The organism is Persicitalea sp. (assembly GCF_041751555.1).
Lineage (GTDB): Bacteria > Bacteroidota > Bacteroidia > Cytophagales > Spirosomataceae > Persicitalea.
On sequence record NZ_JBGSXF010000539.1, the window covers coordinates 1 to 6,820 of the forward strand.

At 51.5% G+C, this 6,820-nt stretch carries 9 protein-coding genes and 1 riboswitch; of the genes, 4 read left to right on the forward strand and 5 right to left on the reverse strand.

Features of this window, described 5'->3' with window-relative positions; all coding sequences use genetic code 11:
• From ACEW8P_RS19210 to ACEW8P_RS19225, 4 genes are all read right to left on the reverse strand, one after another.
• On the reverse strand, positions 1-209 hold a 209-nt coding region (locus ACEW8P_RS19210), incomplete at its 3' end, for an SDR family NAD(P)-dependent oxidoreductase (protein ID WP_373514695.1).
• Between the two features lie 63 nt (positions 210-272).
• The gene (locus ACEW8P_RS19215; protein WP_373514696.1) at positions 273-1,190 is read right to left on the reverse strand and encodes an LD-carboxypeptidase; all 918 of its coding nucleotides are present in this window, start codon (positions 1,188-1,190) and stop codon (positions 273-275) included.
• Between the two features lie 11 nt (positions 1,191-1,201).
• Positions 1,202-2,182, reverse strand: a complete 981-nt coding sequence (locus ACEW8P_RS19220) for an ion channel (protein WP_373514697.1) — start codon at positions 2,180-2,182, stop codon at positions 1,202-1,204.
• Positions 2,183-2,313: 131 nt separating this feature from the next.
• Entirely contained in the window at positions 2,314-2,640 is a 327-nt protein-coding gene (locus ACEW8P_RS19225) for a DUF721 domain-containing protein (protein ID WP_373514698.1), read from the reverse strand.
• Positions 2,641-2,871: 231 nt separating this feature from the next.
• Positions 2,872-2,985: riboswitch (SAM riboswitch) on the forward strand.
• Between the two features lie 269 nt (positions 2,986-3,254).
• On the opposite strand from ACEW8P_RS19225, the gene ACEW8P_RS19230 reads away from it, so the two are divergent.
• The 4 genes from ACEW8P_RS19230 to ACEW8P_RS19245 all read left to right on the forward strand — a co-directional run bounded on the left by ACEW8P_RS19230 (position 3,255) and on the right by ACEW8P_RS19245 (position 6,460).
• Positions 3,255-4,571, forward strand: a complete 1,317-nt coding sequence (locus tag ACEW8P_RS19230; protein ID WP_373514699.1) for an O-acetylhomoserine aminocarboxypropyltransferase/cysteine synthase family protein — start codon at positions 3,255-3,257, stop codon at positions 4,569-4,571.
• Between the two features lie 115 nt (positions 4,572-4,686).
• Positions 4,687-5,730, forward strand: coding sequence for a homoserine O-acetyltransferase (gene metX, locus ACEW8P_RS19235; protein ID WP_373514700.1), 1,044 nt, complete (start codon positions 4,687-4,689; stop codon positions 5,728-5,730).
• A gap of 68 nt (positions 5,731-5,798) precedes the next feature.
• Positions 5,799-6,050, forward strand: a complete 252-nt coding sequence (locus ACEW8P_RS19240) for a hypothetical protein (RefSeq protein WP_373514701.1) — start codon at positions 5,799-5,801, stop codon at positions 6,048-6,050.
• Positions 6,047-6,460: a putative toxin-antitoxin system toxin component, PIN family gene (locus tag ACEW8P_RS19245; RefSeq protein WP_373514702.1), complete on the forward strand. Its 414-nt coding sequence runs from the start codon at positions 6,047-6,049 to the stop codon at positions 6,458-6,460. The genes ACEW8P_RS19240 and ACEW8P_RS19245 overlap by 4 nt, the downstream gene beginning before the upstream one ends.
• Positions 6,461-6,496: 36 nt before the next feature.
• On the opposite strand, the gene ACEW8P_RS19250 is transcribed toward ACEW8P_RS19245, so the two are convergent.
• The coding region (locus ACEW8P_RS19250; RefSeq protein ID WP_373514703.1) for a gliding motility-associated C-terminal domain-containing protein at positions 6,497-6,820 on the reverse strand (324 nt) is incomplete at its 5' end.

A 6,820-nucleotide genomic window follows, 5' to 3' on the forward strand; every position in this document is an offset into this window, starting at 1 on the left:
TGATCAAAATCCGTCACATCCATTGGCATTACAAGAACCTTATCATCCGGTAGGCCTGTCGCCGCCTTAACGCGCTCGAGTTCTTCGGCGCGCCGGGCACTCAATATAAGATTTGCGCCCTGCTTAGCAAGCTCCAATGCCAACGCTTCGCCGATGCCGGACGAAGCCCCGGTGATCCAGGCGACTTTGTTGGTGAAGTAGGTTTTCAAAAGCGTTTAATGATTGAAATGTTGAAGGGTCTAACCGTTGAAGGTGCGAGAAAATTTATCTCATTATTCATAATTCAATGAGGCACCGCTTTCATTTACTTCCAGAGTTGCCACTAGCCCGACGGGCAGGGCGCGGTTATCGGGGACATGGCCGACGGGAAAATCGAAGCAAATGGGGTAGTTGTAAGCCTGGGTATGATCGAGGATGATTTCGTAGTCGGTTTTGCCGAAGGTCGGCTCGGGGTTGTCGTGCGAGTCGGTTAACTGGCCGACGATCATCCCTGCTAAGTTTTGGAGTTGCCCGGCTCGTTTAAGCTGCACCATCATTCGGTCTATATTATAGAGGTACTCGTTGATGTCTTCGATGAACAGAATTTTACCCGCCGTGTCCACCGCCGATTGCGAGCCGACCAAGTGTGCCAGGAGGCACAAATTACCGCCCGTGACCGGGCCTTTTCCACTTCCCTCCCGATTGAAGGGATGCATTGGGATTTCATAGGCAAGTGGTTCTCCAAAGAGAGCCTTCCGCAACGATTCCAGGCCTTCCCCGCCGCCTTCGTTAGTCATAGTTTTGACCATCGGTGCGTGGATGGCCGCAAAGCCCAGGGCATTGAGGTGCGAAAGAAAAACCGTTAGGTCGCTGAACCCTACCAGCCATTTGGGTGATTTTTTGAACTGAGCAAAATTGAGGTCGTCCACAATCCTGGAACAGCCGTAACCGCCCCGCGCAGCCAAAATGGCTCGGATGTTAGGATTGTCCAGCATCTTTTGTAATTCTTCGCGCCGCTGCTCGTCCGGCGCGGAGTACTGAAAATGTTCGTCGTGTAGCGTCGCTCCCTCCAGAATCTCCAAATCCCACTGATTGCGCAGAACTTGCAAGCCTGCCTGACAATCTTCGTATCGAACCCGGCTGGCCGGGGCCATCACACCCACCGTGTCGCCGGGTTTCAGGTAGGGTGGAAGCGTTACTTTTTTGGGCATAGGTGAGCGGTTCAAGTATTGAGGGAGGCAGGACGGTGGCGGTCGATGTCGGAAACTCGAACCGCAATGTTGCCCTGCGCGCTGGTATCGAACATCGGCTCAAATTTCGCCCCCCAGAGAACTTCCTCATAGTGATAGGAATAACGGGCGTGGACTTGTTGCATGAAGGTTTCATCCGTAGCCCGAATGATGATCAGGAACTCGGCATCGGTCTCGTTCAGGCTTTTTACAGTTGCATTGTAGAGCGGACTTTCTTCCGTGATGGGATGGACGATGGTCCAATTCAATGGAAAATAATTGACGTGGCCGCGCTCCAGTTCCAGCGGGTAATATCTCCGGGTTTTGGCTCCGCTCGGCAGCACCTCCAGGCACGATAGCGTCACCTCAACGTCCAGGTCGATGAGTTCACTGTCGCGTTCGTGGATGATGCGGAACATCAGGCCGTTGATGTCTAGGTAAGGCGAAATGACGGCGTGCTTGCTGAAACGAATGCGCGGCGTCGAACGGGAAAAGCGACCATAGAGCAAACCCGTCGCCAGTGCGATGAGCAGCAGACCCGTCAGCGCTTCGGAGGCCGCAATGGCGTTGGTCCAGAAGCCCGTGGGACTGATGCGTCCGTAACCTACCGTGGTGAGAGTTTGGGAACTGAAGAAATAAGCCTCCCAGAAATCGGGCAATTGGTGGTTGTTGTTGACGCCCTCCAAATACTCGATGCCCACGAGAAGGTACAGGCTGGCAAAAAATAAATTCAGGACAAAGTACAGCAGAAAGACCATGCCCAGAAAGTTCAACCAACTCATGGTAATCAGCCGGTGGTACCAGTTGACACTATCTAAATTAGAATCCCCCACACGACGCACGTTGAAACTACCGTCTTTGTTGACTAAGCGACTTTGTTCGCTGGTAATCTTGGTGCCAAATCCGAGATCCTTTCGGCTCTCTTCCTGGTTCAGCATCGTGCTTCTATGAGTGGTGGGTAGTTTTTTAGCCACGTGTTTTCAATTAGGACGGGGTCGCCCGTGTGATTGGTGAATGCCGGACGGCGGGGCGCCCCGAGGCGGTCGCCCGGCGATTAAGGAATATTGCTTTCGCCGGATTTATTAAAGTGTTCCGACATCCCAAATTAAATAAAGACGACATCCTCGATCAATTCTGCTTTCATCTCCCGGTTAATAAGTTCGATGATTTTTTTCTTGGCGTGGACAAGTTCGTTACGCAATGGGGCGGATTCTATTTGTAGAAATAAAATATGGTCGCGTACATATACCTTTTGCGTGCGGGACGAAATAGGATGCCCCATGATCTTAGCCCAGTGCGCCGTGACGTAGCTCTCCTCGAAGCCCTGCTTCATGTGCGGCTTGCCAAAAACGTATTCGATAGCCTCCTTCAACGGCGTGACGCCTGGCTTGCGCGAAGTCCTCTCCTTGTCGAATTTATAGTGTTGGGCCATGAGCCGGGAGTTTTGGAGTAAAATGGGAAAAACTGATATCGACAAAGATAGAAAGAATGCTCGGCTCAATGCCCGGCTACTGGAATCGACATCCAGGGAATACCAAAACTTTGATCGGGAGGGCTTTTGTTCCCAGGAATTTTGCCAAAAAAAGACGACTTGACTTGGAATTCCGTCGTTTGGGCCTTAATATTGTGGCATACGAGTCAATTGCTTCGCAGATCGGCGGTTGATTTATAGAGAAGAGGCTAGAGAATGGGCTCATAGAACCTCTGGCAACCTACCCCACGCGCAACCGGGACAAGGTGCTAACTCCCACCTAAATACATTTAGGAAATATAAACCAAAACCCGCGCATGAACCAGCATCACCCGCATTCCGTCTTCGGCGTGGCCCAGTGCCAGCCCACTTTACCGTTCAATCTGGCCCCGGCTGGTTTCTACGGTATTTTTTGTTGCATGTGCGCCTGACCTGGCAAATTTCCTTTTTCAAGGTGTTCTCCCGGTTGTCTCGCCAGTGCTGCTGGCTGCGCATAGTCATCACTTGGCGAACACATAGGCTCACCCCAACAACAGTTAAACCTTTCAACACTTAAACACTTAAACAAAAACCCCATGTCACAAGAAGCCCCCCAACATTTCGAAACCCTTCAACTACACGCCGGCCAAGAGCCTGACCCTACGACTAAATCGCGGGCTGTACCGATTTACCAAACTACTTCCTACACTTTCAATGATTCTGAGCACGGAGCTAACTTGTTTGCCTTGAAAGAGTTCGGGAACATCTACACCCGCATCATGAATCCCACGACCGACGTGTTCGAGAAGCGCATGGCAGCGCTGGAAGGCGGCGTGGCGGCACTGGCGACGGCTTCGGGCCACGCGGCGCAGTTCCTGGCGATTAATAATATTACGAGCGTCGGCGATAACTTCGTGACGACCTCTTTTCTGTACGGCGGCAGCTATAACCAGTTTAAGAACTCGTTCAAGAATATTGGCGTCGAGGCCCGCTTTGCGGATGGTGACGACGTATCAAGTTTTGAAAAACTAATCGATGATAAAACCAAGGCCATTTATCTGGAAACTATTGGTAACCCCAGTTATAGTGTTCCTGATTTCGAGGCGTTTGCCAAACTAGCCGAGAAGCATGACCTGCCTATAATAGTGGACAACACCTTCGGGGCGGGAGGCGCGATTTGCCAGCCCATCAAGTGGGGGGCGCACATCGTGGTCGAGTCGGCGACAAAATGGATCGGCGGCCACGGTAATTCTATGGGCGGTGTGATCGTGGATTCGGGTAAGTTCAACTGGGGCAACGGCAAGTACCCGCAGTTCACCGAACCCTCAGACAGCTACCACGGTCTGGTCTTCAACGACGTATTTGGGATGGACGGACCATTCGGCAATATCCAGTTCATCATCCGCGCCCGCGTAGAGGGGCTGCGCGACTGGGGGCCGAGCCAAAGTCCATTTAATGCCTTCCTGCTGCTGCAGGGTTTAGAAACACTGGCCCTACGCGTGGAACGTGCCTGCGAAAACGCCCTCAAACTAGCCCAATGGCTCAAAAATCACGAAGATGTGGAGTCGGTCAACTACTCCGGGCTGGAAGGCAGCAAGTACCATAAGGTTGCCGCCAAGTACCTTACGCGCGGCTCGGGCGCGGTACTTTCCTTTAAGTTGAAAGCGGGCAAAGAAGCAGCAGATCACTTCGTGAACTCGGTGAAAATGATTAGCCACCTGGCCAACGTGGGCGACTCCAAAACGCTCATTATTCACCCGTCCAGCACCACGCATTCCCAGTTGTCTGCCGCTGACCAGCTCAACGCGGGCGTAATTCCCGGCGAACTACGTGTGTCAGTGGGGATCGAACACATCGACGATATCAAAGCTGATATGGAACAAGCCTTCGCGCAAATTTCGGTACCAGCTTGAACCCGAATGGCGGCTGCGCCAAAAAGTCGGAGCCGCCATTTTTTTTCAAAAAGGATTCAAAAATCGCAACGCTGAACCTCCATTCGCATCGGCGTACCGATCAATTGTCAAGTGAATGCATTCTGAGAAAAAAGTATTCAAATACCCGTACTCCTTCCCGTTGGAATCGGGCCAGAGCCTGCCTGGCTTTGAATTGGCCTACACGACCAGTGGTGTCCGAGCGGAAAACGATGATAATATCGTCTGGGTCTGCCACGCCCTTACGGGCAGCGCTAATGCCGCCGAGTGGTGGGACGGGCTAGTCGGCCCAAACACGCACTTCGACCCGGAGCGGCATTTTGTCGTCTGTGCCAACGTGCTGGGATCATGTTACGGCTCCACCGGACCATTGTCCGTCGATCCGCTAACGAAGCAGCCTTACTACCATGACTTTCCTAACGTGACGGTGCGCGACGTGGTGAACGCGCTGGACTTACTGCGGCAGGAATTGGAAATCAAGCGGATCAAGGTGTGTCTGGGTGGTTCGCTGGGTGGTCAGCAGTCGCTGGAATGGGCCATTCAACAACCGGATTTGTTTGATGAATTGATTCTCATTGCCGCCAACGCCGTGCATTCTTCATGGGGCATCGCCTTTAACGAATCCCAGCGTATGGCCATCGAAGCCGACGCCTCCTGGAAAGAAAAAACGCCCGAGGCTGGGCTGCTGGGCATGGCGGCCGCGCGGTCGTTCGCGCTGCTATCGTATCGTAATTACGATACTTATAATTTTACGCAAGCCCGCGATAATCCAGACCAAACCGACGAATTTCGGGCGTCGTCGTACCAGCGCTACCAGGGCGATAAATTCATGAAACGCTTCAATGCCTTCTCGTACTGGACTTTATCTAAAATGATGGACACCCACAACGTTGGCCGCAACCAGGGAGGTATAGTTAATGCCCTCGGTCAGGTAAAAACCAAAACGCTGGTACTTGGCATCAAGTCCGACATGCTATTCCCGGTTGTGGAGCAGCAGTTCCTGGCGCGCCATATCCCCGACGCCGAATACCGGGAAATCGACTCGCTCTACGGCCACGACGGTTTTTTGATTGAGTACAAGCAGTTGACGCAGATTATCCGAGCGTGGCAAGAGAGTAAGGGAAAGCTGGAAATGGCGTGAGGGAGCGAGTGCAAGTGTTTTGAAAATTCTTTTATCTTTGGAAAATGACAAACTAAAAGATTTAGGTGATGAAAGAGCCGAATAGAAAACTCAATGAAGCCCAAACTGCGATCCTTCGGCTTTTCGGTCGGGAAATGGATCAAGAGGAAATTGCTGAATTGAGAGACACGTTAGTCGATTTTCTCGATAAGCAGCTTCAGAAGGAACTCGACCGAGTGATGAAGGAAAAGAATATTTCACTCGAAGATATTTCAAACCTAGGCATTAAAGGCAATCGCACTGAGTATCTGAACGAAATTCGCCGCCAGAAAGGCCGATGAAATGCGTGATAGACACAAATGGTTTGTTGCGTTCCATTCCATCAAAGAGTAAGCTTCGTTGGTTGTACGATTCCTGGAAAGCGAAAAAATTCGTTTGGGTCGTCAGCAATGAAATTATTACGGAATATGCAGAAGTAATTGAAAGAGAGTACAGTTTGCAAGCTGCTGATATTGTGATCGAAACAATCCTTACCTCCATTAATCATCAGCGAACCGAAGCATCCTTTAAATGGCAATTAGTAGAAAAAGACCCTGACGATAACAAATTTGTTGACTGCGCCATTGCCTCCAATGCCGACTATCTAGTGAGTGACGACAAGGATATTTTGCAACTTAGCAAAATCCCGAGCCTATTCCCGCCCATACCAATTATTAATTTTGACACTTTTCGCGAGGTGCTTGGCGTGTGATCTCTGAAAACTGATTCCTAATTATTCAAACGAATTTCACCGCAGCAACTGCACCCACCCCTTGAAAGCCAACGGCTCCGCCTCGCGCTGCACCGACTGGAACCTCACCTTCGCCTCGTAGAAATATTGTCCGGCGGGCAAGTCTTGCCCGGCGCTGCTCCGGCCATCCCAGTTTATAGCCAAATCCACCGTCTCGAATACCTTCACACCCCAGCGGTTGAAGACCGTGAACTCCGTTTTGTCCAAAAACTCGGGGCAGTTCAGCGGCGTGAAGCTGTCGTTCTTGCCGTCGTTGTTGGGTGTAAAGACGTTGGGTAGCGCGTACTGCGGACAATTGTCCTTACAGACTGTGTTGCTGGG

Bases quoted from the DNA above. Each gene is read 5' to 3' on its own strand.
- ACEW8P_RS19245 (WP_373514702.1), top strand. From the start codon at position 6,047: ATGAAATGCGTGATAGACACAAATGGTTTGTTGCGTTCCATTCCATCA.
- ACEW8P_RS19215 (WP_373514696.1), bottom strand. From the start codon at position 1,190: ATGCCCAAAAAAGTAACGCTTCCACCCTACCTGAAACCCGGCGACACG.
- metX (WP_373514700.1), top strand. From the start codon at position 4,687: ATGCATTCTGAGAAAAAAGTATTCAAATACCCGTACTCCTTCCCGTTG.
- ACEW8P_RS19225 (WP_373514698.1), bottom strand. From the start codon at position 2,640: ATGGCCCAACACTATAAATTCGACAAGGAGAGGACTTCGCGCAAGCCA.
- ACEW8P_RS19240 (WP_373514701.1), top strand. From the start codon at position 5,799: ATGAAAGAGCCGAATAGAAAACTCAATGAAGCCCAAACTGCGATCCTT.
- ACEW8P_RS19230 (WP_373514699.1), top strand. From the start codon at position 3,255: ATGTCACAAGAAGCCCCCCAACATTTCGAAACCCTTCAACTACACGCC.